This is a genomic window from Candidatus Lokiarchaeum ossiferum, from assembly GCA_025839675.1.
Taxonomy (GTDB): Archaea; Asgardarchaeota; Lokiarchaeia; order Sigyniarchaeales; family Promethearchaeaceae; genus Lokiarchaeum; species Lokiarchaeum ossiferum.
This window is the reverse complement of the sequence record CP104013.1, coordinates 5590487-5616038: the sequence shown is the minus strand read 5'-3', so window position 1 is coordinate 5616038 and position 25552 is coordinate 5590487. Positions and strand designations below refer to the sequence as shown.

The following is a 25552-nucleotide window of genomic DNA, read 5'->3' as shown; positions in this document are numbered from 1 at the left end:
ATGAAGTTGGAATAATCATTTTGCTTGTTTTAGGATGTTTATTTTCTTCAAAAACTAGGGTGAAATGAAATGGAAACATTTAAGCCACTCATTATTATGGACGAGCGGGAAAGAGGAGAAATTCGGAGAAATTTTAGCAATATTCCATGTAATCTTCAAATAGAAACTTTGAAAACAGCAGATTACCTTATCTCATCAACTATGGGGATCGAACGCAAGCGTGGTGACGATTTAGTTGCATCGATCTGTGATAATCGGTTTTTTTCCCAAATCCAAAAAATGAAATACTATTATCCAGAATCGCTTATTATTTTAGAAAATCCAGGAAAAATGTTTGATCGGACCGGAATTGCGCCTGCTTCAATTTATGGAGCGATTATTTATGCTCTTTATAAAGAAAACATTCCGTTAATCACAACTCTTGATGAATTTGAAACAGCGCAAACGATCTGGAGTTTTGCGAAATATCAACAAAAAAATAACCCGTTTGTATACGAACCCTTGGACATCCCCTCTTTAGAAATAGGTCTTAAGATGCAGCTGAATTTTATTGAGGGATTAATAGGAGTAAGTGAAATTAAAGCCAAAGTGTTACTAGATGAATTTCAAACACCATGGAATGTGATTCAAGCAATACAGCAATCGGAAACGAAAATCTTATCTTCAGGTAAAGTAAAATTAACTTCAGGGCGCTTCATAGATCTAAAAGGATTCGGAGCGAAATTTGTTCGCCAGAATCAAAATCTTCTTAATCTTCCTTTCCACAAATCAATTGCTTTGGAGAAGAAAAATTGGAACCTTTAAAAAGAAAATATTTACCAAAGAAAAAAAATTACTTTTAAAGACAAGATATCTTAAAGATTTGTTCCTGTAGTTAAACTCAACTCGATTTTTAGCTGAGCTAATTCCATTGAATGTTGCAATTTATAGCATTCAGGGCACAATTGTTGAGTAAAATACTTTTCGCGTTGAATGGATGGTAAAAATGATACAAATTGTGACCATTCTGTTTCATCATATTGTCTTTTACAATTTGTGCAGTCAGCTTTCATGAGAATCACACCGAGTTAAACAACATCTCTTCATATTTTATTTTCAATCGATCCTTATAAAATCGAAAATTTCACAAAGAGGAAATTTGATTTTCAATTGTCATTTGAATAAAAAAAAATTGGAAAAATTACAAAACAATTACTTCATATAATATACAACTAATATATATATGGAGATAACTAATTCCATTAGCAAATACCTAATGGGATAATAATTACAAAAAATCTCTAAATAGGTATAGAGTTCTAAAATTAAGTTCCTAATAATTTCAACCCAACCTAATATATACACCCGAACCCCTCAAAAAACCAACCAACAACAAAACAAAGTGAATTCCCAATGCCAAATATAGAAATAGATTTTAATAAATATATCCCTTCGGGGGCTGTTTTTTACGAATACTATACCATCCTTAAGTCCCATAACTTTGTACCAGAAGAATCGCACGAAATTTCTCCTCAAGTTAAATTAGAAAGCTTAAAACAACGCCAAGAATACGCGTAAAGGAAAATGGTTTGATAGAAGTGATGGAAATATATGCACTTAAATGTGAATGATCCAAATATCAAGACCCAATCGGATAGATTTCGAAAGTTACTTTCTAAACGAGAAACTTCAATGACTAATTTAAAATTTCATATTCAAACATTAGTTGATTCAAAAAAAATTGACTATATTTTTAAGATTCAGATTTCGGATTTACGAATACTTGATTGCACTGAGAAATTTGCTAAATTAATTGAATATGGCACAGTTCAGCTTGTAAAACAACATTATTTACAGCTTGACGATTTGCTTTCTTGCGAAGATAGTGAGTTTGTTATGGAAGAAATTGAAATTTTTGAAGAAATTCCCAAAATGAATGTTCAAATAAAAACTGCGAATGATATTGAAATCCCTTTTATCTTATCAGCAATAAAAATTCCACGCAGTTCAATTATAATTTGCACCTTGACATAAATAAATATAAGATTCAGATGATAATAATGGTAACAGCTGTGATTCAAGGGAGACAAATTCAAGTTTTATTAGTTGAAGATGATTATATTACGAGTTCCGCTTTTAAAATTATGATTAATTCGATGAATATGCATGTAGTAAAGAGTGTGAGTTCAGGAGAAGCGAGTATTATAGCTTCAGCTGAAATCAAGCCGGATTTAATTGTTATGGATATAATTTTGGAAGGAAAAATAACTGGAATCGAAGCTGCTCGCATAATTAATCAAAATCTATCAATTCCAATAATATTTCTGACTGGTTCAAGGTTATATCCTTCAAAAACTTCAAATAAAGATAATTATCCTTTTGAAATAATTCAGAAACCTTTAACGAGTGAAAACGATTTTCTCAAAGTAGTAAAAAAAATACTTAGAGATATCCCAGTTTTTTCTAATGAAACAGATCTTTTTCACATTTCTTCTACCTAAAACTGAAGCTTTTTCCGTTGGGAAAGCAAGTACCATTAATGGAATTTGAGACGAATTTTTTCCAAACACTGGTAAATCAACTAGAATGTGCAGTGATGTTCAGAGAAATTCCTTCAGGTCTAATTTTATTTGCAAATGATGCAGTTCTCTCAGTATTTGGTCATCCTAAAGAAAAATTTTTAGAAAATTCTAAGTTTATTGAGGAGATTTGTCATTCAGATTTCTACCAAGGTTTTCTCAAATTTCACCATGATAATTTAGAAGGAAACATACGCAATCCATTTGAATACCAGATCATTGGTTCGGACAACAATATACGATGGATTAAGCAACAAACTAAAAAATACCATGACAATCAAGGAAAATTTGTAGGAATTCAAATATCATGTGAAAATATTACAACAGTAAAATATCGAGAGACTCAACTAGCCTATCTAGATAAAGCCTCCACAGAAGGGATAATTCTTTCTAAAGATGGCTTTTTTCTTTCTTTAAATCGGCAAGCTGTCAGAATGCTCGGGTATGAAAAGTCATCTGAACTCATTGGAAAAAATTATGTTGACTTTATTTCCCCAGAATTTAACAAAACAGTCCACCAGCATATGGTAAAAGAAATTGATGGTAGATATGAGGCAATTCTAAAAAAGAAAGACGGAACCACATTTCCCGTAAAAATTGAAGGTCGAAGAGTAGAATTTAATGGCGAAATGATACGTGCAGCGTCTGTAATTGACATTACAAGAGAAAGAGAATACGAATCAAATTTTGTTGATATAGTAAATACTGTTAAATCAATCATATTAAAAACAGATCCGGACGGAAATATTACGTTTATTAATAAATTCGGGGAGGAATTCTTTGGTTTTGATCCAGATGAACTAATTGGTCAACATATGTTGGACACAATAGTTCCACACATCGATTCTACAGGAACAAACTTAAAACCAATGATCGCTGATTTGTCGACAAATCCTGAAAAATACACGGAAAATATAAACGAAAATCAGAAAAAAAATGGAGAACGAGTCTGGATAGCATGGTCTAATAAGCCGATAACTGATCATGAAGGAAATCAGGTTGGTTTATTAAGTGTTGGGATAGATTTAACAGATCGAAAACTTGCTGAAGAAAAACTCAAAACTAATGAAGCAAATTTAAAATTAGCTGAAGCAATTGCCAATTTTGGGTATTGGGAATATTTCATTCAAACACACAAATTAAAAACAAGTGAAGAATTTAATCAAATCTTTGATCTAAACACAGAGGCGGAGATAACACCAGAATTGTTATTTAGTATTTATCACCCTGATGACAAGGAAAGAATAACACGCCTTATTCAAAAAATGATAAATGGAGAGAATGTCCCAGATATAACGGAATATCGAATAATTGATTCCAGAGGCAAAGTTAAGACTTTATGGTCCATGACTAAGTTGTACAAGGATCAGAATAATAATCCAGTGAAAATTTTTGGGACAATCCAAGATATTTCCAATCAGAAAAAACTTACAGACCAGCTGAAAAAACAAAGAGATTTCAATGAACTCATAATCGAAGCATCTCCAGCCTTTTTTGTTGCAATTAATAAAGAAGGAAAAACTATCATGATGAATAGAAAAATGAGGGAAACATTGAAGTATAAGTTGGAAGAGGTTGTTGGAAAAAATTATTTACAAAATTTTATACCTAAAGAAGAGCAACAATATGTCAGTAAAATTTTTGAGAATATGATAAATCATCCTAACCCAACTTTGAGTGAGAATTACATCATCTCAAAAGATGGAAAAAAATATCTGACCGAATGGCATGGACAACCAATTTTTAATGATGAAAATGAATTAGATTTTTTTGTTGGATATGGAATTGATATCACTCAAAGACGAAAATATGAAATCCTATTAGAGAAAGAACAAAACGATTTAAAAAAATCTTTGCAAGAAAAAGATGTACTCTTAAAAGAAATTCATCACAGAGTTAAAAATAATTTACAAATTATTTCAAGCCTAATCCGTTTACAAAAACCTAAAATCTCTGATGATAAAACCCTTCAAATAAATATAGATTTTCAAAATCGAGTCAAAACGATGTCACTTATTCATGAAACATTGTATAGATCGGATGATCTGGGAAAACTGGATTTTGGTAATTATATCCAAAATTTAGTCTCAAATTTATTTAGAACTTATCAAAAATCACCCGAATTAATCCATTTAGAGATAGATATTGATGATTTCGAACTAAATTTAGATCAAGCGATTAGTTGCGGGTTGATCATAAATGAAATTATTTCGAATGCATTGAAGTATGCTTTCCCAGAAAAGAGTAGAGGAACCATCTTTATCAAAGCAAAGAAGAGAACCGACAATAAAATTGAATTAATTGCCGGAGATACAGGAATAGGGATACCGAAGGAGATCAATTTAGAAAAAACTGAAACTCTAGGTCTTCAATTAATTATAGGTTTAGCAAAACAACTAGGTGGAACGATAAAAGTATATCGAAATTTTGGTACGAAATTCCATATCATTTTTATGGAAGAATGAGAAAATTAGTCATGTGGAAGTAAAAAAAATTCTCATTGTAGAAGATGAATTCATCACCAGTAAAGATCTTAAAGAAATGCTATCTGAAATGGGATATCAAGTAATTGGTATAGCAGTCACAGGTGAAGAAGCAATACAAAAGGCAAAGAATGACCAACCCGATTTGATTCTGATGGATATTATGTTGCGAGGCAATATGACTGGAATTGAAGCTTCAAAAACAATTAATATGACGATGGACATTCCGATAATTTTCCTTACTGCATACAGTGACATAAAAACTTTTGAAAAAGCTAAAGATACAGAGCCTTCAAGCTATATTGTAAAACCTGTGACAAACGAGAATGATTTGCGAACAACAATTGAACTAACATTACATAATCACCAAAAAAAAAAAGAAGAAAAACAGAAATATGAAAAAGTTCTCGAAGAAACTGAAGATCGACTTGAGAAAAGTGAAAAGAAATTCGACCAGATTAAACAACTTTTGCAAATTGATAGTCCTTCTACAGAAACTTCACTTTCCAGCTCACTAAATAAATCAATTAAAATAGATTTTGAGGACTTATTTCAAGATCCAAATCTCCCTAAATGGTTTAATGCTCTCGGGAATAGCGATAGATTTCACATGGTAAAATATATTAAAGAAAAACCAAGAAAGATTAATGAATTGGAAAACTTGTTAAATAAGGCTAGGACCACTGTTAAACACCATCTTACTACGTTAGAAAATTTAGGAATCATAATTGGAAAAATAAGTGGCAAATATATTCACTTTTCTCTAACAAAAAATTTGGATTTCCTTTCTGATAGAAATGCTGAAAATTATCCGGAATGTTTCGATGCTTTAAGTAATACCGATCGGATGAAAGTTTTAGAGTTTCTGCGAAAAAGTCCGAGTACGATCCCAGAGATTGAAAATTTAATAGAGAAATCACAAGCTTCAGTATCCCACCATTTACGTATTTTGGAAACATGCGGATTAATAATGATCCAAAAGAAAGGTCGATCTAATTATTATTCGTTGGAAAATGAACGCTTAACTAAAATGTTCTCCTTTTATCAACACTGGAAAAATCTTTCCTAATTTAACTATTTTTAAATTAGCTTTTCTATATATTTTTACATGCTCTCTTCAAAAATTTATTTTAATTTAGTTGCCGTGACTTTCTTAAAAGTTGGTCTTTTTTGACTTTGTCTTTTCCCTTTTTAATCCAAACAACGGAGATTATAAAAATTAGAATGAGCATTGGGGCAAGAACCCAAAGAACTCTTGAAGTAGAATCACCAATTAGATAAATTATTGTAATTATTGGAGGAATTGACGCTAGAAAGGGATACAATAATTTCATTACATTTGACACACGCGAAATTCCCATGTAAAATTTTACATTTGTCTTTTTTATTATATCCAATGATGCAATAGTTTCAGCATCCAATTCATCAGATCCCTCAAAATATATATCATAAGAAAGATCTACTTTTCCAGGTAAAATATCTTCTGAAATCAAGGTCATTAAGGCATGTTTTACAACCGTGTGCTTTATTTTCAAATCCTCTGTAAAAACTCGAAGAGGAACATAATTACCTTTGAGAGATTTCATAGAAAAAAAAGTGAAATGGAGAATCATTTCGGTTTGAAGTGCTATAAACTTAGCTTGCAATTGAGTTTTGATAAAATCACTTAAGAATTCTTCCCATTGTTCTTTATAATAATTAGAATATTTGATTGAAAAAATTTTGGACCTATTTGATAATGACTTATTAGAAATTGCCATTTTTTTCTCAATTTTTTTAACCCGTTCTTCGATTAATTGAGTTCTTATCTTAAGTTTTTTGGAAGCGAGCAAAAACTCTTTGCTGCGAATTTTATTTGTTATTTCAAGATCATAGTTATATATAAAATCATTCAAGGAATTTTGGAGGCCGAGAAGTATTTTATCCATATCCTTTTGCATTGAATTTATTTCTTGTAAAGCAATTCTTTCAAGAAGGTCCTCAAGAGCATTCTGATATTCGTTTAATAAATTGTGTTTTTGTTGTTGATATGAATTATCAAGATGGCGAACCACTAAATGGATATCACCCATCACATTTTGTTGTGCAAATTCTTCAATTTTATTGTCGATTAGAGTAATTCCATTGTTTAAAGCATTTTTTTGAGAGTTCAACCATTCAATAGATTGTTTCGAAGAAGAAGTTTTTGGCCTAGAGTCGACATAACGATGCAAACGCCTAATTTCAGAATTGATGTTCTCTTCAAGTAGAATTGTATTCTGATTTAGAAAATCTTGATATTTTTCTGCAAGGTCACAATTTTTAGCAAAAGATTCAACTCTTTGGGTTAATTTCTCTAGTTGTAAGTAAAAGTCACGATATGTTTTTTCCAACAGCGTGTTTTTCATATCTATATTATTCTTTTGGATGAAAATTTCATAAGATTCTAAAGTTTGGAATATAGATTGTTTAAAATTCAGACAAAGTTGACGAATTTGGACGATAGAACTCATAAATTCATTACTTTGGATGGATTTTTCAAAAAAGATTTCAATTTTATTTGTGGAAGAATTTAATTCACGGAGAAGAATTAAATTGTGGGCCCTTAATCTTTTATAATTCCGCCAAGATTCATTATGAACTTCAATAGTTATAGGATCTCCGAAAATTCTCGCATTTAATCTTCCATCAGTAACTAATAATGACAACTGGTCGAGAAGTTCTTTCTCATCGGTTTTAACTAATTGACTTATCTCCGACATTGGGATAAAATTTAACTTCTGATTTTTTGCATGTTGTAAAATGCAATAAATTAATTCATCACCTTGAAATTTTCTCTCCAAATTCTTAATTTCTTCGAGAAAATCAATTTTGAATTTTTCAAAATTGGAAATAATGGGGGAAAAATCGAATTTTTTATATTTACTTACAGCAGACTTGACCGCTTGCGATACATCTTGAGATTTATCAATAACAATTTCATTTAAGTCTTGGATCTTAGTAATATATTGAGATTTCGGAAAGTCTCCTTCTTTAAGAATTTCAGAATTAATCTGCTTCTCGACCTTTATGATTTCTTGTCTCATTTCGGTAATTACCTTTGTCACTTTTAAATTCAAAGTTTCTCGCAAATGAGTTTTAAGATCCATTTGTATGGACTGTGAATATTGATCTCGAGTTGTTTGAATGTCTTCTTCCAGAATGTTTTGCATTTCTAGCCATTCATTTTGGATAGTTCTTATCAAGGGGGCGAGTTTCCGATTTTTTTTATAATATTTTCCAATATCTTTCTTCAAATTTTTAGAAAATTTGCCAATATTCTTAGATATTTCTACAAATCCCGTTTCTGTATTCTTCAAAGCTTGAGAATAATCATGATCTTGGATAAATTGATTAATTTGATCTTTGAATTTTTCAATAGTTGAAGTAAATTGGTTAAAATTAATATCAATCTCACCAATTTTCTTGTTCCACAAGCTTATTCCCAAGTTATAGTAAGAAATTACGTTTTTAAATTCATCAAGTTGAGAGATCCATCGGGAAATCACTTTTTTACGGAAAGAAGCAATATTTTTTTCTTTACTTGATATACGCAATGATAAAGCCCGCACCTGGTGATCTGCATCTTCTGTACTTGTTTCAATTTCTTGAAGAAAAATTTCAAGTCTATTCACATTATCTCGGGAATATTCACTCTCCAACTTAATTCGAAAAGTTCTATCGAATCCATCAAATTGCTCCATCAAGAAACCAATTTTGTTTGAAATTAATTTTTCTAAATCCACAGTTAACTGGTGCTGATCAATTTCTTCACGCAAAGTTCCAATTTTAATTGTCAAAATACGTCTTACGTTCTGAAAATTCTTTTGAAGAGATGAATATATAAAATTCCATCTTTTAAATAAGGTTTCAAGTGCAACTTGAGGTTTAATTAATTCAAACTCAGATTCAAAAGATTCTATCGTTTTATTGAAAAAAGAAGCATCCATCAAAGTTTTCTTTATATTGAAAGTTAGGCGTTCTTCAATGAATTCAGGGTCAATTCCTACAATGATCAAAGATTCAATCTCATTCATAATATTTGAGGTAGAAATTTCCATTTCCCGAGTCATGCTATATATGTCTTTAGAAATTTCGTCTAATCGACGTTTTTCATGACGGATATTTTCCCAAGAGACGGGTTTGTTGCATACAATTAAATATTCTAAATAACTTTCCCGGATAAAATAAAAATTGTGAGAAAATGGAAACCGACTCTTTTTATTTATCTTACCAGTAAAAAAGTGTTCTTGCATCATGCTCTGAAGCAATTTAATCAGTTCTTCATCCTTGATTCGCAAATTTTTTGCCATTCGTCGATTAAATCCTTTTCGAAATTCAGTTATGTCTAATTGCGAGTGAGTTTGAATTTTATCCTTCAATTTGATAGCAATTTTTTCTTCAAATGTATTAATTTTATTCAAAAATCGTCGGAAAAGGATTTTATTATCCATAATATCCAACTGGATTTGATATTTATTGTTAATATGACGAATAATATCTTGTTCGGAACCTGAAAATCCTCCTTGAATGGATAGAATTTTCAAATCTAACAATCCGTTGGGTGAAAGATTAGAAAAAATCAATTTTTCGGCTTCATTCATCAAACTATTAAAAATATTTGTCTGGAGAACCACCATTTGAGCCAAATATTGGATTTGTTGATCAAAATTTTCTTTTTGAGAAAGATTTACGTGTCTAAAAACAGCCACAATAAACGAATATAATGGTCCAGCCCTATAAGGAAGGAGCCATTTATAAGATTCTAAAGTATATCCAATCCAAAATGTATCATTCACATCAGCATAAGCAGAATTTTGAATGGTAAAACCGCCGTTTGGTTTTTGATACTTTTGGAGTTTGAATAACTCAACATCATTAATCAAATCTCTATTACCGATGTATTGTAGGCAGAGTAGGCGATAAATCTGATCAGTCCCTTTACAAGATTGGGACAATTTTCGTATAAATCGACTATTAAGTGTCTTTGGGGGAACTCCAAGGAGATCATAAATTGAAATTATAAAAAAGAGGATCTTATATTCCGATATAGCTTTATTTTGACGATTTTTTAAATGTTCTTCAAAATCTTCGATATAATTTAACAAAAAATCTCGCTTTTCTCCATTCTGATCTTGGAGATATTCATTTAATCTACCGATATATTTTAAAATGTGGAGCGCATAAAAAGTTGAAGATAAATCAGGAGCAGAACGAATATTTTGTTTATCACGGGTTACATTCCATAAATGTAATGGATTTGCCTTAAAACCATTTTTTTTCTCCTCAATGACCTCACATTTTAATAATTCATCATAAAATTCGTAATCATGTTTTTCAATCGGAAGTTTCAGATATTTCTTTAATAGAAAGAACCAAAAAATCGTTTCTAGGGATGATTCTTGATATGCATAAGATAAGGATCGTAGAGCAGGAATGGAGACATGAGGATAATAGGCTTCCGGTATAGGCCACAGTGTAGTAAATGGAACCCAATCAGGACTTTTTACTTCAGAAATATAAGGAAATACATCTTGAGAATGGGGGATATACTTTTTTTTTCCGTGCCCTATTGTCTAGTCAACTCCAGTTAATGATCTACTATTTATGACTTAATGAAAATAAATAGCTCTTAAATTTCTATGGGCACGACAACTTAAAAAAAAATAGAAATTGGCAAAAAAAAAATAGAGAAATATTATTTCTATGCGAAATATTTTCCTAAAAGAGAGATGATATCTTGAGTTACAATAATGCCTTGGACGAAATTATTCTCATCAACAACAGGAATTCGCTCAATGTTATAATCATTCATTTTTTTAATTATATCGGGTAAAGGGTCATCTAATAGGGCTTTGACAGGGTTTTTAGAATAAAGATCATCAACATGGAATACATTGGTACCTATAATAGAACGGCTTAGTTGGACATCGCGTTGGGTCAATATTCCAATCAATTGATTTGTCTCAGCAGAAACAACAGGTAAACCCCCAATATTCTTTTTAATCATCAAGATTTCTGCATTAGACACTTTTTCCATTGGCGTTGTTGTTGAAATTGCAGAACTCATTATTTCCTTTGCAAGTACAGTATTTAAATTCATTTTTCCAGAATCCTTTAAAATATCTAATATGAAGAACTATAGGCAATAAAGTCATTAAAAGCCAAAAATCTTTACGAAAATTTTTTTCCGAATGCAATGTTAAACAATTTAAAATCATGGCTAATGATGATTCTCAAAGTTCCTTAGTACTCCAATACGCACAACAAAATTTCATAGGTAAAGCAGTAATTGAAAGATTAAGTGCAACAATAACCGATCCGGAAGATATGTTAAAAATTATTCAGGCAATTCATACACCTCCTCAATATTATAACTTGAGAATTAATTTATCAAAAATAAGTCCAGAAAATGCTCTTTCTTTTACTCAAAATATATTCCCCACTGTCCTAAGTCAACTCGGATCCCTTCCCAATGTTCTGCAAATCCCTATTACAAAGAAAGAAGTTGGAAAGCTTCATGATAGAATTGTATATTGTGATAAATTTGCTGCAGAATCAATTATGCTTGGCGCAAATCTCTTTGTACCTGGAATTAAAGGTTTCAATGGAAAATTTCCGAAAGGAGAAGCTGTTTCAATAACGCTTGCTCCAAAAAAATATCCTGAGATTGTGAAAAATTCTGATTTTACCCCAGATGAGCTCGAAAAGTATTTTCATATTGCTAATGGAGAAGCAATGATCTCTTCACGAGATTTTCCCAAATATTTGAAAGGAATTTTTGTGAAAAACCATAATCCACTATATTCTATTCCCGATTATCGTGATGGCGATTTATATAAAAAAGGATGGATTACTGAACAAAATCTCCCTCCAAATTTAGCATCCGCAATTTTTATGGAGAAATACTTAAAAGTATTTCCTGAAAGCACTGGTTTAATTATTGATACTTGCTCTGCTCCTGGGCATAAGACTTCTGCTTTAGCTGAATGGGGATTTTATCTCTCACGCAGTCAAGGCAAACCTAAGTGGCCAAAGATAATTTCTATTGATAGATCAACAAATCGATTAGAACATTTGAGAAACGACATCACAAGGTTGGGACTTCAAAATATCGAGGTTTTGGCATGTAACTTACGAAAATTATTAAAATTACGCCCTGAACTCGAAAAAAGTGCAGATTTTTTGATGTTTGATCCACCATGTAGTGCTTTGGGAACACGTCCAAAAATATTTCTTGATAAAACTATGAAAGATCTTTTAGATTATCCGGTTAATCAACGTCGTCTATTAAAAATTGTAGACAATCTAGTAAAACCGGGGGGATTTTTGATGTATAATACATGTACAATTCCAAAAGAAGAAAACGAGGACATAATTGCCTATGCAGTTCACAAATTGGGATATAAAGTGGTATCAATCCCCAAAAAATATCGAAAAATAGGACAACCAGGAATTTCTCGCATGGATCTCTCTGATGAGGAATGCCAACAAATGATCCGATTTTATCCCGGACTTAATGATAGTATCGGATATTTTATTGCTTTTTTACAAAAAGAGAGCAAGTAAAAACCTACTCTCAAGTCGTTCCTAAAAATAGGAACGATCGTTTGAGCGATTCTAACATTGATTTCTTTTTTAAACTTTATCTCTGTTACTGGTAAACATTTATCTGTATATCGATATAACAATAACTATGGGAGTTAGAACCTTTAGTTCATCTTGGGAATGGATATTCCAATTTATATTCCCCGCGGGTTTCTTAACCGTGGGATATGGGATAATTCTAGTTATTGTTGGATTATTCTTCCATTTCTTAATTCATGCGATTCTTTATCGAAAACCACGCACAGATATCACAATTCCAGAAATAAAGGCGGAAAAAAAGAGCGTAATCCTAATATTGAGCACATTCATAGCATTGTTTTTCCCACTACTGTCGGGTGCGCTAATCGGGACGCTTTTTCTCTTTAATTTTGCATTAATAACCACAAAACAAGAACAAACAAGAAGAAACCGAATCATCCTTTTTTGTGTGAATGGGATTGGACTTACTGTTGAAATCGTAGGAGCATTTATTTTTACCTATTTCTGGCGATTATGGATTTCTAATTTATTCTTAATCGGAATTGGAGTATCTTTCATATTTTATGGCATCATTTTACTTAAAAAATTGCAATTATCCAATCTCTGGCACAATTTTTGGGTTTATTGTTCGACCCATAACCATCAACACAAAATAATTAGATGGGAAAGCGGAATCTTCCTTGGATTTACACTTATATTTGCGTTTAGTGGCTTATATCGTCCTATTGCGCTCCCCTCAAGCAATTATTCTCCTTCAGGAAACTTAGATTTGAGTGTGATGACATATAACATTCGGAAGGGAAACACTCCGGAATCAAATCCTTATGACTCATGGAATGTTCGAAAAATTAACCTGGTTGAATATATTGATCATTGGGATCGGGACTTTATCTTAGTGCAAGAAGCATATGATTTTCAACTCCGCTATCTGATCCAAAATCTTGATGTACGTAATTACCGTTATACAGGAGTTGGACGAGAAGACGGAACACTGAGCGGAGAGCATTCAGCTATCATTTATGATCAAGATCGATTTACTTTTTTGACAGGGGGATCCTTTTGGCTGTCAAAAAATCCCAATCTTCCGCTGCAATCTTGGGGAGCAAGTAATGTACGAGTTTGTAGTTGGGGACGATTTGTTGACACAGTTTCAAGTGATCAAATCGTAGTAGCTTGCGTCCATTATGATTTTGGAGCAGATTTTACGGGCAATGCCAGTCGGTTGCTAAATGATAAACTTGCCCAAGTGTCCCAAGATGTCCCGCTTATTTTGGGAGGCGATTTTAATGCGAATGTATCGATGGCAGGATTTGAATATTTAGAAAATTACGGAGATAAACCATTGCACAGCAGTTATTCTGATATTTATGGTCCAGGTCCTCATGAATTGCAAACCTATAATGGGTTTTCAGACAGTAAAGATGATCCCAAAAACATGATAGATTACATCTTTGTAAGCGAAGCCATTACAGTTCATGCTTGTGAAATTCCACGAGAAACCTATATTGCAGAAGATGGATTAGCTCACTATTATAGTGACCATTTTCCTGTGTTAATAAATTGTACTGTCTGATAGAAATCTCGACGAGTTAAGAATTAGGAGATAAAAAACGCTAAACAGGTAAAGAAGAACTCAAACCCTAAAAAACTTATTTTTGGATCCATTAAGAATAAAAGAGGTTATTTTTCCCTAATGAATGAAAAATAAATTACATTCATATTTTGTTCTTTTTTTCGAGATTCTTATTACCTCGCCAAATCAAACCATAGAGAGCGATGAAAACTACCACCATACCAATAATTTGATATACTAAAATTTTCTCGCTTAAAAATATAACTGCAAGGATCATAGTTAACACTGGAGTGGGAGTGGTTATAGTACTCGCGACCGAAACATTCACATATTTCACCGCATAAAACCAATTGACTAATTCCAAATAGTAAACTAATCCCATTAAGAAGGCATATTTTTGGAATTCAAAATTGGTAAACCCTCCGAAGACCGATTGTGGACCATCTATGAACATTGATAATAGAAACAATAAAAAGCTAGAAATTAGTACCCGAAAGAAAGTTACCTGATTTGGAGAGATTGGAGATTGATCAATGGTATTTTTGATGGTTACATGGGCGATGCTCCATAGGAACGGAGTTATTAGAGCAACACCAAACCAAATTGAAAAATCATGGATGGCAAAAGTTCCTTCTGTCCCAATGAAATAAATTCCCAGAATAATTAATCCCGTAAAAAACAATTCATCCCACCTTTTTTTTTTCTTCAAGAAAATACTTTCCCATACAATTGAAAAAAGGGGATAAGTTTGTATCGCAATAGCAGCACTTACAGTTCCCGCTTTTTCAAAAGAAAATACATAGAAATAAGTCGAAACGGAAAAAATTACACCAGTTATAGCCATTATAAAGTAGGTTTTCTTTCTTACTAGTGGTTCAATATCCATGGTAAAAATTCCTTTATCATGAGATTTCAATTCAATAAATAGCAAAGGTAAAGAACATATAAGTTCCCAAAAGGAGAGATAGAAGGCATAACTCAAGGCAGAAAGATTAGTTGGGCGACTATTTGCAATTATGGGCAAAAACCCTAAAAATAGTAGTGATATGACGGATAGAAGAATACCTTTCTTCCTTTGAACAAGAAGAGTGGTAGAATGACACTCAATTTTATTTTCAATAAGAGATTCTTCATTAGATACAACCATGATCTTGAGAAAACCATAGATATTAATAAAGTTTCTTTGTTGTTGGGCGATTAGAATTTGGAAAAAGTAATCTTTATGAAAATTTCATATAGTATCGGGTGCCTGTTCGAAATGAATCTTCAACCCTACAGCGCCCTTCTTTAGTCAAATAATCCAATATCCGTTCAATTCTCAAATCAGACCAGTGCAAAGTGCTTTGTAAAAAATCTTTTGTAACATATGAAGTATTGGAAGAATGGCGCACGATTTGAGTGATATCATTCAAACATTCTTGAGGTTTTAGAGCGACAATGGTATCTCCATCATCTTTAATTCGATCAAATGAGCTTTGTCGAATTTTTATAGCCTTTTTTAAATGCTTTTTCGTAATAACACTTTGAATAGATGATCGCTTAAAAATTGACCATAACTCATCAAAAGAAAGAATTCCTCCAGTATCTTTTATCCTCTCCTTTAATAATTTATAAATTAATTCATTTAAGCCTTGAATATCAATCCCATCTAAATGTGAACCATGTAGCAATTGAGTATATTCATCTTCAGGAACAACAACTACAAAACTATCATAGGATTCAACCACAATGGCAGAATCACCTTTTTTTAAAGAAAATTCGCTTTCGGCACGGACTAAATCCATTGTGTCAGTAAAATACTTGACCATTCCGTGCTTTTTCTTCGAATCCCAAAGATTAATTTCAACTTCCTTTCCAATTGGAACTTTTACCATTTGTTTAACCTATGATTGATTGATTAAAAAATATATTATGAGTAATGATAACAAAAAAATAAAAACAAATCTTATTATTGTTTTTTGGTCGATTTTTTCTTCCCAAGAGTTTCCATGATTTCTGCAGGTAAACCAGATTGCATTATGGCATCCATTTTAGGCATAAAATTGGAAAGAATTCCATTATCTCCACCTGTAGGTAGATACATGATTTTATTATTTTTACCTAACGCTTCGGCAATTTTTCCGGCTGAATCAATTTGAGCAACAGACATTATTTTAGATAATTCAATTTGGGCAGCAAAATTACCTCCCATGGCTTTATTTTTCATTTCTAAGACTGTCGCTTCAGCTTGTCCCTTTTTGAGAATTGCGTCCGCATCTGCTTCAGCACGGATTTTGATTGCATGAGATTCAGATTCAGCCTTTAATTTGATAGCATCAGCAGCAGCTTGTGTTTCTATCATCAATTTTTCTTTAGCAGCTTCTGCATAAATGCGTTGCTTTTCACGTTCAATTTCTGCTTTTTTCGAAGATTGTTGTTTTTCGAGGATCAACTGTTCTTGGTCCACTTTAACTTGTTGTGTAATAATCTCTTGTTCCCGAGTTAATCTTGCAGCAGCTTCTTCTTGCATCATTTGTTCTCGTTTAACAGTGGCTTCTTTTTTATGAATCGCTTCTGAAACTTGAGCATTTTTTTGTAATTCCGCAATTTTAACCCGTTCCATTGAGGATATTACTTGGCTTTGATCGATATCGCGAATATTTTTAATGTCAAAGATAATAGCCGATAATCCTAATTTTCCAAGAGCATCGGAAACCATGCTATATACGGATTGTTCGACATCCTCCCGTTTTTTCATTATATCTAAAATAGTTCGTTCCATTGCAATAGAGCGAGCTGCAGACATGACAGTATCTTCTACAACTTTGGAAACAGTTGTATGATCAATTCGAGTTAAAGTAGCTGCCGCTTTCTGTGGATCTGTGACTTGTACCTTAACACTGATTTCAATTCCAAAGGGTAAGTTATCACAATCGTGCATTTCCAAAAGACCTGGTTCAATATCGAGCACGTGCTTAGGAATAATCGTTCTCCCCATCAATGGTTTAAGATAAAGATAACGCCCTTTTCCGTCAAGAGTGTTAATCTTCTTTCCTCTACTGATTACGTGGATCTCGTTAAAAGGGACCACGATCATATTCTTTAAATAAATAATTAACAAAATGGCCCCTAAAATAAGGCCTCCAACAAGAACACCAACAAAAATATCTCCAGCTGTTTGTAATATCATTTTTTTTTCCTCATATATACTGTAAAGGTGAATTGTTCTGGTTTCAAATTAAAGTTTCTTACCAAGGCTTTAATTTGACTAACGATTCAACCCTATCTGATAATAAGAAAAATAAGCATTTGAATAAAATCCAAATTTATCATGGTATCATATGAGGAAAATAAAAATTCATATGGGACATATGATTTTTTATAATAAAATCAGCCTTTGTAATAATTATTTATAAAAATATAATTATTGAAGTAAGTTTCTAAAAATAAGATTTATTATTTAGTTCCAACAACTTATAGCATATGACGAAAGATGAAGCCATTTCAAAGAGTTATTCCAACTTTTTCATAAATACGCTAATCTTGGAATTAATTTTTGTTTCGTTTGATATTTTTATGAGTGGATTGATATTTGGTCATTTCGGAATGTATGTGGGGTTTTTCCTTGTTTTATTATTTTTTTCTTGGGTTGCTTTTAGATCTTTTAAAAAATCAATGAAAGGAGGAATAGTCTACGGAGGCGCATCAGCGGGTACAGCCATGGCAAGATTAATAATTTATATTGTTTTTCTACCAGCAATGATCATATCCCAGAAACGAATTAAGGCATTATATCCTGAAACCTCTAATCAAAGTGCAAATATTCCACCTCAAATTAATTCAGTAGCCATAGGAAACCCTACCTTTAAAACAAACAGCATTGCAAAACCTAATAAAACAAAACCCGTATCTCCGAAAATTAGTCCCAAGGTCAAATCAAGCAAGAAAACAGCATACAAACCAGCACCAAAAACATCAACGAATCCGATCTTTGATAACACCCCAAAAACAACAACAAATCCAATCTTTAATAACCCCCCAAAACCAACAACAAATCCAATCTTTGACCACACCCCAAAACCAACAACAAATCCAATCTTTGACCACACCCCAAAACCAACAACAAATCCAATCTTTGACCACGCCCCAAAACCAACAACAAATCCAATCTTTAATAACACCCCAAAAACAACAACAAATCCAATCTTTGACCCGATCTCGAATTCACAAGAAACTCGGATAATTAATCCTGTTAGAATTTCAAAAGCGGGTCTAAACACTGCAAAAACTTCAAAAAAATGTCCCTCTTGTGGGAAGAATATAAAAAACCTAGCCTCCATTTACTGCGATCATTGTGGCAACAGTATTTTTTAATTCATTTTAAAACATTAATCAAGTAATGTTTTAAAGATTTCATCAAATTTCACGGTATCGGTCCCAATCATAATCTGCCATCGAGATGCAAGTTCAGCAAACTTGTTTTTCAGAAGTGAAGTTAATTTCAAACGTGGAATGGGGTGAAAGTTTGACAACATTAATTCTGAGTATTTATTAAGTTTTTTTGCTTCTATACGTCCAATGAGCTTTCCTTGAAATAATAGAGGATATACACAATAACCCCATTTTCGTTGTGTGATTGATGTATTAACCTCCCATTTATTAGATTTAATAATTTCACCACTGGTATCAACAACAGTTTCATCCGCATTATAAAAAGTTCAAATTGTTTTCATTTCTTCAGTTTTCTCACACTTCCTTTAGATCAAATAATCCTACTGACCAAATATCAATAATAATAAAAATATAGATCTATTTGTTTCTCTGTAGTACAGAGAATATCCCCGATTTAAATAGGGGCAAACTAAATTTGTACTATGCATAAAAAATTAACGAATAAGAAAGAAATTCGAAAAGGAAATTTTGAGACATTTTTATTCATTTTTCTTTATATTCTCGTAGGGTTAGTGTTTCTTGGAGGATTATCCCAATATTTGATCAATCCCAGCATCAATGAAATAGAAGCTGAAGTTCTAGCTCAAAAGAGTATAGACGGTATCAAATCATTCACTCTCGACGATAAAGACGATATGATTGATTTCTTCTCAATAAATATAACTAATCTATCTGACTTGGAGAATATTTCGCAGACAGGAGATGGGAAATCTTGGGAATCGGCTTTCATTATCGAGAATTTTCGATTTTATTCAGATAATACTACCCATGGACTTAGGATAGAGAATATCACGGATTATCTGATCATTCGGAATTGTTATTTTCATACTTCGGTGGCAAATTAAAATGATATTGAGAAAGTACTTTGGATTGAAGATTCTTCGAATATTCGGATAGAAAACTGTGAAATAAGGAGTGGATATGCTTATTCTTTAGTTTTTGTTTCAAATAGCCAAAATATTCGCATGTTCAACAATAGCATTTTAGGTGTTTCTGAATATACTCTTTTTTTCACGAATTCCTTAAATTGTGAAATAATAGAGAATCGTGGCTTGTATTCTTGGGGTGCGAATCATTTTTCAAACATCTCAAATCTTGTTTTATCCGAGAATTCACTTCGAAATGTATATTTAAAAAAGGTAAAAAATGCTGAATTATCTGGAAATATATTTTCTGCATTGGAGGCAAGATATGAAAATGAAATATTTTATCTATCCTACGCATTTGGAGTTCATGACGGACAAAATATTACCATTTTAGACAATATTTTTAGTGGAAGTGAGTATCCAGTCTTCATCTCTATGTGTTATGAAGTTTGGATAATTGATAATTACTTTTTAAATTTCGATGATTTTCTTTTAAGAATCGAACATGGTGATTCTGTACTTGAGAAAATTTCTGGGAGTATTCTAAATAAAATTCACGTTCATCATAATTGTTTTTATCTCTCACAATATGGGATTTCAGAAAATTTTTCATTGAAATTTTTCTATTTCTTCAATTCTACGATTATTTCGTCAGGATACTTGATATTAATGATCTTTTCCTTAGCTGTTATTCCCCTAATTGTGAATATATCATTAATATTTCGTCATAAATTGAATTTGATACAATTTCGTATAAATCAAGTTAAAGAAGTAATTAATCTTGAAAATAGTGATTCATGGTATTTTATTTACGACAATTATGGAAGATTGGAGTTGTATGAAAAATTTCGATTTAAAAAAGTGATTTATTGGTTACTAATCACTGGAAGTATTCTCTATTATTTCATTATCTTTTCCACCTTTCAAAACAAAACATACCCTGTTTTGAATACAATTCAATGGATTTTGGCCACACTTTATCTCTTAGCAGCGATTTACTCTACAATAGAATTAAGAAAAATCCCAAAAAGTATTACTTTTAATAATCCTAAACACTCAAAAAGACTGCTTGGGAAAACTTTTGGGATTTCTATTCTTCTAAATTTAGTACATTTCATTGTTATTCAATCAATTGTGAACGGCTTATTTTCCACCTATATTATTTTCTATATCATTGTTATTTTCACAATTTTCTATATTATCTCTTCAAGTCTTTCAAACCTTGATAAGAAAATAACCAAAAGAATGCTGATCATCATTATAGTAATTCTTATAGGGTTCTTCATACTGATATCTTCAATAAATAATTATGGATTATTTAGAAGATCTTACTTATTATTCCTGATATTTAATAGATATATAATCAGTGAACTTAATTTCTTAATGATATTACTCTTTTTATTAATCGGGATAATAGGGAAGAAAATTTCATCAATTGGAACCGATATTTCGGAAATAGGGAATCAAAAGGAAGTGTAATAAAGTGCAAGAAAAATCTAAATCAATCAATGATTTCATTCCGCACAATTCTAATGAAACGGATGATCAAATTTCACTTCCTCTTCTTAGCTCAGATAAAATATTGAAAGTTCCATTGAGGTTCAATATAATGTTTCTCTTGTATAATTACGATCGCCTGGGATTTACGAAGATGCAAAAACTTTTAAAAACAACCTCAGGAAATTTGGATCATCATCTAAAGATCTTAAAAAATGAAGGTTGGGTAAATGATTTTATCTATTTTTCCCCTCGACCTTTGAAAATGGTCAAAATAACTTCGAACGGTGGAGAAAAACTAGAAATATATCTCAGGGAAATTGAAAACATACTCAATAGTGTGAATTCATTTAAAAAGTAAGAGGATAAAAATCCAATAGAGTCCATTATCAAATTCTTATAAATTCGCCACTCCAGACACTGAACTCCCAGATATCCCACCAAATATCAATTCAAGTCAATATTTTGGATATAAATTAGAGAGCAGATGCTAATTGTCTCAGAATTACCTATGTAGTAATTGATTTAAATACTATTAAAAATGAAATTAATAACCTTCAATTTAGTAATTTGGAAAAGCTTTCATCAAATTTTACAGAATCGGCCCCAATCATAATCTGCCATCGAGATGCAAGTTCAGCAAACTTATTTTTCAGAAGTGAAGTATATTTCAAACGTGGAATGGGTTGAAAGTTTGACAACATTAATTCTGAGGATTTTTTAAGTTTTTTTGCTTCTAAACGCCCAATGAACTTTCCTTGAAATAATAGCGGATAAACATAATAACCCCATTTTCGCTGTGCGATAGGTGTATAAACCTCCCATTTATACTCAAAATTAAATACATCTTGAAGTATATCACGATCCCAAATTAAAGGATCTAAGGGAGCAATAGCACGCATTTCTGAATCGAAATCTTGTTCGCACATAGATTCCCAAGATTGAGGAACAAAATAAATCCGCTTTTTTTCTTTGTAATATACAAGATTGGGGGTAAAACGAGCTTTTTTTCCGCGTGACTTTGTTTCTATTAAATTTTCAATAGGAGAATCTAAAAGCTTGACCCATGTTTTTTTTCCACGAGGTAAGCGAAGTCTATCTGCTTTTCCGACAGTTATCTTGGAAGCAATTACAGGAAAACTATGAAGAAAAAGGGACATTCGTTTATTGTAAAGTAATTTATCAGACAATTGGGTTCGTTTTAATTGGGGAGGATCAACATATTTTTCGATAAAATCAAAATATTTGCGGAAATTTTCATCTCTTTTCACTACCTTTAGTTCCCCCAAGGCCCACAATATCTCCAGAATATTTGCCCGAAAAGAATTAGTCGTCCATTTTGTATCTCCTGATGCGGGTTTCCCAAATTGTTTAACATCATCAATTTTTAACGGACCTTTGGATTGCATATATTCTTTAACTTTGGGTATAAGCTGGGGATGATTCGATTCCAATACTTTGAGTTGTCGCAAATAATAATCATGAAGATACTGGCGAGATCTTCGACAATAGAACAATGGAAAATATTTCATTGAAATCATATTCAAAGAATGAAAATAACTTTCAAAAAGTACATTATTTGAATAAAGTTGTTTTTCTGCCATTCCTTGCAGGTATTGAGGCATTCGAGACAAAAAAAAGTGATCATGATTTCTTCCCGCAGGATTTAAAGGATCAATTTGGACAAAACCTTGTTCCACAAACACATCTTCTATACCAGTAGATGATTCATTTTGCCATTTATGTAAGTGGGTACCTACGATGAACAATTTTTGTAATTGAGATTTGGATATGGTAGGAAGATCATCAATTTGAATCGGCATTGTGTAAATTCTCCAGAATTACCTTTTAAAAAAGAAGGGGTCAATAATTTTTCAAGAATAATTTGTTCAAGTCTTTTTTGCACTCAATCTATAGTAAGGAATTTCCATAAACTCTAATTTTTCGATTTTTTTCTTGATTTTACCAGCCCACTTCAGTAATCCTTTTTCAAGATAAGAATCTCCATTAGAAGAAATACTACCAGAGATTTGATATTCGAAGAGAGGGAGAATTTCGGAATGATGTAACATATTAAGGCCATCTTCCTTTTCAATTTCAATAAAATTAAGTAGAGATAGAATTTGTGTTAATTGATCAGGATGGATTTCATTGAAAGGTAAATTTCCTGAAGAAATCAAGGCTGTTTTTAACATACGCCATTTGTCCGCCCAAATACATTGATTTTCAGTTTTTGCGCTTTCAATTGGGTATTCTTCTTCGATTAGCAATATACCACCTGGTTTTAGCAAGTGAAAAAAGCGATTTATTGCCATAGTAAGTTTTCCAATAATAGAATTAATGGCGCAGAGGGTATAATTCACAATAATAATATCAATGGATTCATTAGGAATTGAATTCAAATCAGTTGCGTCTGATTGGATAAATGTAATGCGATTTTGGACATTCATAAATCCTTGACAAAATTGCATCAGTTCTTCTTTTACATCAATTATATCAGAAGTGATCAATTTTGCACTTGGAAACTTCTTTAGTAACTCAATCAATTCCAATGTGGTGCCACCTCGTCCTGTGCCCACCTCCAAAATGGTTTTATTTCTTAAGTCCAGATTGTGAATTTCTATCATTGATTTTCATAATAAAGAATACCTTCTTGAGTAAAAAATCTGCGGAATTTGGAATCATAGGATATTATTTTTAGATCGTGATAATATTGGGACAAAAATTAGAAGAACAACTTAATAACCAAGCATTTTTTGCAGTTGCATACAAATATCTCTTCAAAATGACCTCATGAAGCGACAAAATTAATCTGAATGATAAATTTGGAAAAGAAAAAAAAATATTAAAAGAGATTTAATCAATTTCAATTTCTAAGAATTCAAAGAAGTCATACCCTAATTGTCGGGGCATAGATGCTAATTTCAAAGATCCATCAACCTTCAAATCACCAGAGAAGAATTCTGCATCAGTGTTTGGGTTACCCATCATAATCTTCAATTGACAAGCAGGAGTCCAATCCATCCATACATAATTTTTAGCAGGACATATTTTTTCTGCTTCTTCTTTGCTGTAGACCCCATCCCAGAGACCTACTTTTTGTTCTTTTTCGGTCATCAAGAAAACGATTTTTGGTCCATTATCTCGAATTTCAATGAAATAAGCAATACTTTGATATTCTTCTAAATTATCGGCTAAATTTTCCCACAATTCTTGTTTATCTTCGTCATCTTCTTCTGCTTGAGAAGCAGCAATTGTTCCGAAGCAAGCTTGGAAATAATAAGCAGCATCGGCTTTACCATCAAGATCTTTAGCTTCAAACCGTGCTTTGAACCCATCCATCGCAGCCTTACATTCTTCGACTGAGAACCAATTTTTAATTTCCATTGCAATATTCACCAAATAAATTAATAACTTTTTGCGTAAGTCGTCAACACTTAAGAGAAAAAATACATGTTTCGGACTTAAGTACTTGAATTTAATTTTTTACGTTTATAAAATATAATTTTTTGTTTTCCACTGCAAAAGTGAATTGAAGAAGAAGAAAAATAATCATAAGAATTATCTGAATGTCGAAGAAAGAAAATTTAAAAACCAATGGATGTACATTTATGTATAAAAGTAAGAATATTTAGAAGGTACTAGACATAGTACAATAGATAGACCTTATTGGAAATTGGAACCATGTCAAATTTAAAATCTATGCTCATCTGTGATAATGGCGGTATCCCATTTTATAGTCGCGACTTCGATAATTTCGTCAAAATTGATGATGCTTTACTTTCAGGCTTATTATCCGCAATTGGAACTATTGGTAAATCGCTGTTTAACCAGGATATCGCAACAATCACCTTTGGAGAAAACATGGGCATTCAAACAAGTAAAATTGTAACAATATCGAAAGAATTATTTTCATTACATAAACAAATCTTCTTTGTTTTCTTTATTCGTGGAGAAGTTGATTTAAAGCAATTAAGATCCCTCTCAACTCGTATTTTTATGGAAGCTAAAGCATCTTTTCGTAATGTAATGCCAGAGCAAAAATTAATTGCTGAAAAAATCGATAAGATTATTGATTTGAATTATAAAGGATTAAAAAATTTATAAAAATGATTTCCTAAATCATTCCAGAGGTTAATTTAACTTCTTTTTTGGGTTCTTTGGGCTTAGAATCATCCAATTTTTTGAATTCTTGGTTAGAAGGATCATTTGTTTTTGGTATAGTATGATCTATAAGTTTTTTTAGCATAAGCAACTCAGTTGTGATTTTTGTATTCATGTCCAATAACGAAATTTGTTGGATATCTGCTTTATTAAACTTATATTCAAAATTTGGAGCATATACATCAAGAACGGCATTATTAAAACTATAAACAGCATCCATCGGGAGAATAAAAGTCCGACCAATGACTTCTATGATGATTCTATTTTGATTCATTAGCAATCAAAACAATTAAGAAACAACGTGACTAAATTCTTTGGATTAATAAAAATTTTAGGAAAGCTTCCAATTGTTCTCACAAGTAGAAATCTTAATGT

Annotated in this window: 24 protein-coding genes; 13 read left to right on the top strand and 11 right to left on the bottom strand. The window is 31.8% G+C overall.

Going from position 1 to position 25552, the window contains the following annotated elements; genetic code table 11:
- The first annotated feature begins 69 nt into the window (after positions 1–69).
- Positions 70–804, top strand: coding sequence for an ERCC4 domain-containing protein (locus NEF87_RS23950; RefSeq protein ID WP_457917815.1), 735 nt, complete (start codon positions 70–72; stop codon positions 802–804).
- A 50-nt stretch (positions 805–854) separates the two neighbouring features.
- Here NEF87_RS23950 and NEF87_RS23945 read toward each other — a convergent pair whose 3' ends face one another.
- Complete coding sequence (locus NEF87_RS23945) at positions 855–1052, bottom strand: hypothetical protein (RefSeq protein ID WP_457917814.1); 198 nt, start codon at positions 1050–1052, stop codon at positions 855–857.
- 340 nt (positions 1053–1392) lie between these two features.
- Here NEF87_RS23945 and NEF87_RS23940 point away from each other — a divergent pair, with 340 nt between their 5' ends.
- Genes NEF87_RS23940 through NEF87_RS23920 form a run of 5 tightly spaced genes read left to right on the top strand, consistent with a single transcriptional unit; the run spans position 1393 to position 6110 of the window.
- The gene (locus NEF87_RS23940) at positions 1393–1557 is read left to right on the top strand and encodes a hypothetical protein (protein ID WP_371804048.1); all 165 of its coding nucleotides are present in this window, start codon (positions 1393–1395) and stop codon (positions 1555–1557) included.
- A gap of 33 nt (positions 1558–1590) precedes the next feature.
- Positions 1591–2013 carry a hypothetical protein gene (locus NEF87_RS23935; RefSeq protein WP_457917813.1) on the top strand — a complete coding sequence of 141 codons (423 nt, stop codon included), beginning with the start codon at positions 1591–1593 and terminating at the stop codon, positions 2011–2013.
- Positions 2014–2039: 26 nt separating this feature from the next.
- Positions 2040–2480 (top strand): response regulator, encoded by a 441-nt coding sequence (locus NEF87_RS23930; RefSeq protein ID WP_457917812.1) that lies wholly within the window; start codon positions 2040–2042, stop codon positions 2478–2480.
- Positions 2481–2518: 38 nt separating this feature from the next.
- Entirely contained in the window at positions 2519–5023 is a 2505-nt protein-coding gene (locus NEF87_RS23925) for a PAS domain-containing sensor histidine kinase (RefSeq protein WP_457917811.1), read from the top strand.
- A gap of 13 nt (positions 5024–5036) precedes the next feature.
- On the top strand, positions 5037–6110 hold the full coding sequence (locus NEF87_RS23920) for a metalloregulator ArsR/SmtB family transcription factor (RefSeq protein ID WP_457917810.1): 1074 nt from the start codon (positions 5037–5039) through the stop codon (positions 6108–6110).
- Between the two features lie 61 nt (positions 6111–6171).
- Here the strand turns inward: NEF87_RS23920 and NEF87_RS23915 are convergent, their stop codons facing one another.
- The gene (locus NEF87_RS23915) at positions 6172–10167 is read right to left on the bottom strand and encodes a hypothetical protein (protein ID WP_457917809.1); all 3996 of its coding nucleotides are present in this window, start codon (positions 10165–10167) and stop codon (positions 6172–6174) included.
- 596 nt (positions 10168–10763) lie between these two features.
- A complete protein-coding gene (locus NEF87_RS23910; protein WP_371804042.1) occupies positions 10764–11162 on the bottom strand; it encodes a CBS domain-containing protein in 399 nt (132 codons plus the stop codon).
- A gap of 116 nt (positions 11163–11278) precedes the next feature.
- Between NEF87_RS23910 and NEF87_RS23905 the strand changes: the two genes are divergently transcribed.
- Both NEF87_RS23905 and NEF87_RS23900 read left to right on the top strand, forming a co-directional pair.
- Entirely contained in the window at positions 11279–12628 is a 1350-nt protein-coding gene (locus tag NEF87_RS23905) for a PUA domain-containing protein (protein ID WP_457917808.1), read from the top strand.
- A gap of 127 nt (positions 12629–12755) precedes the next feature.
- Entirely contained in the window at positions 12756–14219 is a 1464-nt protein-coding gene (locus tag NEF87_RS23900) for an endonuclease/exonuclease/phosphatase family protein (RefSeq protein WP_457917807.1), read from the top strand.
- Positions 14220–14361: 142 nt separating this feature from the next.
- Here the strand turns inward: NEF87_RS23900 and NEF87_RS23895 are convergent, their stop codons facing one another.
- The 3 genes from NEF87_RS23895 to NEF87_RS23885 all read right to left on the bottom strand — a co-directional run bounded on the left by NEF87_RS23895 (position 14362) and on the right by NEF87_RS23885 (position 17388).
- A complete protein-coding gene (locus NEF87_RS23895; RefSeq protein ID WP_457917806.1) occupies positions 14362–15366 on the bottom strand; it encodes a DMT family transporter in 1005 nt (334 codons plus the stop codon).
- 73 nt (positions 15367–15439) lie between these two features.
- Positions 15440–16093 carry a hypothetical protein gene (locus NEF87_RS23890; protein WP_371804038.1) on the bottom strand — a complete coding sequence of 218 codons (654 nt, stop codon included), beginning with the start codon at positions 16091–16093 and terminating at the stop codon, positions 15440–15442.
- Between the two features lie 74 nt (positions 16094–16167).
- On the bottom strand, positions 16168–17388 hold the full coding sequence (locus tag NEF87_RS23885; RefSeq protein ID WP_371804037.1) for an SPFH domain-containing protein: 1221 nt from the start codon (positions 17386–17388) through the stop codon (positions 16168–16170).
- A 293-nt stretch (positions 17389–17681) separates the two neighbouring features.
- Between NEF87_RS23885 and NEF87_RS23880 the strand changes: the two genes are divergently transcribed.
- Positions 17682–18572, top strand: coding sequence for a hypothetical protein (locus NEF87_RS23880; protein WP_457917805.1), 891 nt, complete (start codon positions 17682–17684; stop codon positions 18570–18572).
- Positions 18573–18586: 14 nt separating this feature from the next.
- Here NEF87_RS23880 and NEF87_RS23875 read toward each other — a convergent pair whose 3' ends face one another.
- Positions 18587–18733: a hypothetical protein gene (locus tag NEF87_RS23875; RefSeq protein WP_371804035.1), complete on the bottom strand. Its 147-nt coding sequence runs from the start codon at positions 18731–18733 to the stop codon at positions 18587–18589.
- Between the two features lie 339 nt (positions 18734–19072).
- On the opposite strand from NEF87_RS23875, the gene NEF87_RS23870 reads away from it, so the two are divergent.
- The 3 genes from NEF87_RS23870 to NEF87_RS23860 all read left to right on the top strand — a co-directional run bounded on the left by NEF87_RS23870 (position 19073) and on the right by NEF87_RS23860 (position 21374).
- Complete coding sequence (locus NEF87_RS23870) at positions 19073–19495, top strand: hypothetical protein (protein ID WP_457917804.1); 423 nt, start codon at positions 19073–19075, stop codon at positions 19493–19495.
- Positions 19496–19615: 120 nt separating this feature from the next.
- Positions 19616–20995, top strand: a complete 1380-nt coding sequence (locus NEF87_RS23865) for a hypothetical protein (RefSeq protein ID WP_457917803.1) — start codon at positions 19616–19618, stop codon at positions 20993–20995.
- A 4-nt stretch (positions 20996–20999) separates the two neighbouring features.
- Positions 21000–21374: a transcriptional regulator gene (locus NEF87_RS23860; protein ID WP_371804033.1), complete on the top strand. Its 375-nt coding sequence runs from the start codon at positions 21000–21002 to the stop codon at positions 21372–21374.
- A gap of 196 nt (positions 21375–21570) precedes the next feature.
- Here the strand turns inward: NEF87_RS23860 and NEF87_RS23855 are convergent, their stop codons facing one another.
- The 3 genes from NEF87_RS23855 to NEF87_RS23845 all read right to left on the bottom strand — a co-directional run bounded on the left by NEF87_RS23855 (position 21571) and on the right by NEF87_RS23845 (position 24400).
- Positions 21571–22836, bottom strand: coding sequence for a DNA glycosylase AlkZ-like family protein (locus NEF87_RS23855; protein ID WP_457917802.1), 1266 nt, complete (start codon positions 22834–22836; stop codon positions 21571–21573).
- A 66-nt stretch (positions 22837–22902) separates the two neighbouring features.
- Entirely contained in the window at positions 22903–23640 is a 738-nt protein-coding gene (locus NEF87_RS23850) for a class I SAM-dependent methyltransferase (protein ID WP_457917801.1), read from the bottom strand.
- A 229-nt stretch (positions 23641–23869) separates the two neighbouring features.
- Positions 23870–24400: a hypothetical protein gene (locus NEF87_RS23845; protein WP_371804030.1), complete on the bottom strand. Its 531-nt coding sequence runs from the start codon at positions 24398–24400 to the stop codon at positions 23870–23872.
- Between the two features lie 297 nt (positions 24401–24697).
- Between NEF87_RS23845 and NEF87_RS23840 the strand changes: the two genes are divergently transcribed.
- On the top strand, positions 24698–25120 hold the full coding sequence (locus tag NEF87_RS23840) for a hypothetical protein (RefSeq protein ID WP_371804029.1): 423 nt from the start codon (positions 24698–24700) through the stop codon (positions 25118–25120).
- A gap of 10 nt (positions 25121–25130) precedes the next feature.
- Here the strand turns inward: NEF87_RS23840 and NEF87_RS23835 are convergent, their stop codons facing one another.
- On the bottom strand, positions 25131–25451 hold the full coding sequence (locus tag NEF87_RS23835) for a hypothetical protein (RefSeq protein WP_457917800.1): 321 nt from the start codon (positions 25449–25451) through the stop codon (positions 25131–25133).
- Positions 25452–25552: the final 101 nt, after the last annotated feature.

Bases quoted from the DNA above. Each gene is read 5' to 3' on its own strand.
- NEF87_RS23935 (WP_457917813.1), top strand. From the start codon at position 1,591: ATGCACTTAAATGTGAATGATCCAAATATCAAGACCCAATCGGATAGA.
- NEF87_RS23850 (WP_457917801.1), bottom strand. From the start codon at position 23,640: ATGATAGAAATTCACAATCTGGACTTAAGAAATAAAACCATTTTGGAG.
- NEF87_RS23950 (WP_457917815.1), top strand. From the start codon at position 70: ATGGAAACATTTAAGCCACTCATTATTATGGACGAGCGGGAAAGAGGA.
- NEF87_RS23925 (WP_457917811.1), top strand. From the start codon at position 2,519: ATGGAATTTGAGACGAATTTTTTCCAAACACTGGTAAATCAACTAGAA.
- NEF87_RS23895 (WP_457917806.1), bottom strand. From the start codon at position 15,366: ATGGTTGTATCTAATGAAGAATCTCTTATTGAAAATAAAATTGAGTGT.
- NEF87_RS23875 (WP_371804035.1), bottom strand. From the start codon at position 18,733: ATGTTGTCAAACTTTCACCCCATTCCACGTTTGAAATTAACTTCACTT.
- NEF87_RS23880 (WP_457917805.1), top strand. From the start codon at position 17,682: ATGACGAAAGATGAAGCCATTTCAAAGAGTTATTCCAACTTTTTCATA.
- NEF87_RS23945 (WP_457917814.1), bottom strand. From the start codon at position 1,052: ATGAAAGCTGACTGCACAAATTGTAAAAGACAATATGATGAAACAGAA.
- NEF87_RS23840 (WP_371804029.1), top strand. From the start codon at position 24,698: ATGTCAAATTTAAAATCTATGCTCATCTGTGATAATGGCGGTATCCCA.
- NEF87_RS23930 (WP_457917812.1), top strand. From the start codon at position 2,040: ATGGTAACAGCTGTGATTCAAGGGAGACAAATTCAAGTTTTATTAGTT.
- NEF87_RS23845 (WP_371804030.1), bottom strand. From the start codon at position 24,400: ATGGAAATTAAAAATTGGTTCTCAGTCGAAGAATGTAAGGCTGCGATG.
- NEF87_RS23905 (WP_457917808.1), top strand. From the start codon at position 11,279: ATGGCTAATGATGATTCTCAAAGTTCCTTAGTACTCCAATACGCACAA.
- NEF87_RS23885 (WP_371804037.1), bottom strand. From the start codon at position 17,388: ATGATATTACAAACAGCTGGAGATATTTTTGTTGGTGTTCTTGTTGGA.
- NEF87_RS23855 (WP_457917802.1), bottom strand. From the start codon at position 22,836: ATGCCGATTCAAATTGATGATCTTCCTACCATATCCAAATCTCAATTA.
- NEF87_RS23910 (WP_371804042.1), bottom strand. From the start codon at position 11,162: ATGAATTTAAATACTGTACTTGCAAAGGAAATAATGAGTTCTGCAATT.
- NEF87_RS23865 (WP_457917803.1), top strand. From the start codon at position 19,616: ATGTTCAACAATAGCATTTTAGGTGTTTCTGAATATACTCTTTTTTTC.
- NEF87_RS23890 (WP_371804038.1), bottom strand. From the start codon at position 16,093: ATGGTAAAAGTTCCAATTGGAAAGGAAGTTGAAATTAATCTTTGGGAT.
- NEF87_RS23940 (WP_371804048.1), top strand. From the start codon at position 1,393: ATGCCAAATATAGAAATAGATTTTAATAAATATATCCCTTCGGGGGCT.
- NEF87_RS23835 (WP_457917800.1), bottom strand. From the start codon at position 25,451: ATGAATCAAAATAGAATCATCATAGAAGTCATTGGTCGGACTTTTATT.
- NEF87_RS23870 (WP_457917804.1), top strand. From the start codon at position 19,073: ATGCATAAAAAATTAACGAATAAGAAAGAAATTCGAAAAGGAAATTTT.
- NEF87_RS23900 (WP_457917807.1), top strand. From the start codon at position 12,756: ATGGGAGTTAGAACCTTTAGTTCATCTTGGGAATGGATATTCCAATTT.